The sequence below is a fragment of the Pseudomonas sp. P5_B2 genome, from assembly GCF_056400445.1.
Window position 1 is genome coordinate 1 of sequence record NZ_JBFULH010000960.1, and the last position, 1,242, is coordinate 1,242.

Annotated in this window: 1 protein-coding gene and 1 pseudogene; both read right to left on the reverse strand. The window is 51.3% G+C overall.

What is annotated here, in order from left to right; genetic code table 11:
* On the reverse strand, positions 1 to 804 hold an 804-nt coding region (locus AC1DRJ_RS28320; protein WP_477805053.1), incomplete at its 3' end, for a phosphatidylinositol-specific phospholipase C domain-containing protein.
* 160 nt (positions 805 to 964) lie between these two features.
* Positions 965 to 1,242, reverse strand: a pseudogene (locus AC1DRJ_RS28325) (glycosyltransferase); the annotation flags it as partial.

Below are 1,242 nucleotides of genomic sequence, written 5' to 3' on the forward strand. Positions count from 1 at the left end.
TTTCAGGACCCAACCACGGACGTCGGGATCAAACCAGTCATCCAGTTGCTCCTTGATATTCACCGGACCGCCCAAGGCGCTGTAACTGGTGGCGGAAAGCGACCATGGCAAACCGCTCGGCGGATACTTCATTACCTGGGTGATATGCGTGCGCAGCTCACTGACGCTGGTGGTCCCGATACCACTCCATTTGTGCTCGATTTGCCGACAGAACCACGATAAGTCCAGGTCCGGGTGACGCTCAGCTGCCGCCAGCACTCGTTGTGTGTAGCTGGCTTGCTTGAGTTGTCCGAGCGTCAGGAAAGCGTTGCGGCAGGGGATCATCCGGTCGCCCAAATGCGTCAGCAGAAACCTGTTCAATTCCTTGAAATCAAAAGGCTGCTGGTCAGATTTCAACTCGTGAAAGTCCAACAGGATGAACTCGTCGGGGTTCTCCTGGAGAAAGCGGATTACGCCGGTGACCAGGTTTTCCAGAGACCGGGACGAGCGAAATTCGTTGTGTTGGAACCAGAATGTAGGGACTCCGTTACGGGAAATATCATATTCCAGCCGCAAGTCGAGTGCACGAGCACCCTGGGTCAGTTGATAGTAGAAGCTATTGTTTTGACAGGACGCCCAGTGACTTACACCGGGTGCTACATATGAAGCTTTTTTGTCTACGCCGGCATTGTGGGCGCCGGGTAATACTAGATCGGCAATCGACAAGCTATCAATAACCGGCGTGTCGCTCATCCAGCGGCTTAGCGTGAAATCAACAGGGTCATAGATGGAATCAGGCAGGATGTTTAGATGGGTATTGCTCATATAGCTTCCTTGCATGGGTAATAAGTATTTGCGGAGTTGATCGCTTAGATTGTTGGTCGTAAGGTTCTAAGCGATGGAAAATACTTATAACTTCATGAGCGGCTATAACCAAATAATGCTTAATGCTAAAAGTGTCCGAATATAAAGGTTTATTTAATAGTCAGGCATCTTCTTTATGTCGGTTCTTGGCTTCAATCCACTGCGACATGTATTGAGTGCTTTTGTGCTGGTGATGACGCAGCATGCTGCCGGTGAAGTTGTCGCGTCTAAGTTGCGCCAGGTTTTGTTGGCTGTACAACAATTTTTCGATCAACGCCGGGCCATGTTCCGACTGCCGATAACGGTCGGCCAACAACGTCTGCCCCTGGGATTGAGCGTCGGTCCACAGCGCTTCATCCTTGTACAGCCGAACCGCGCAATCGGCGAATGCCTGAGCGC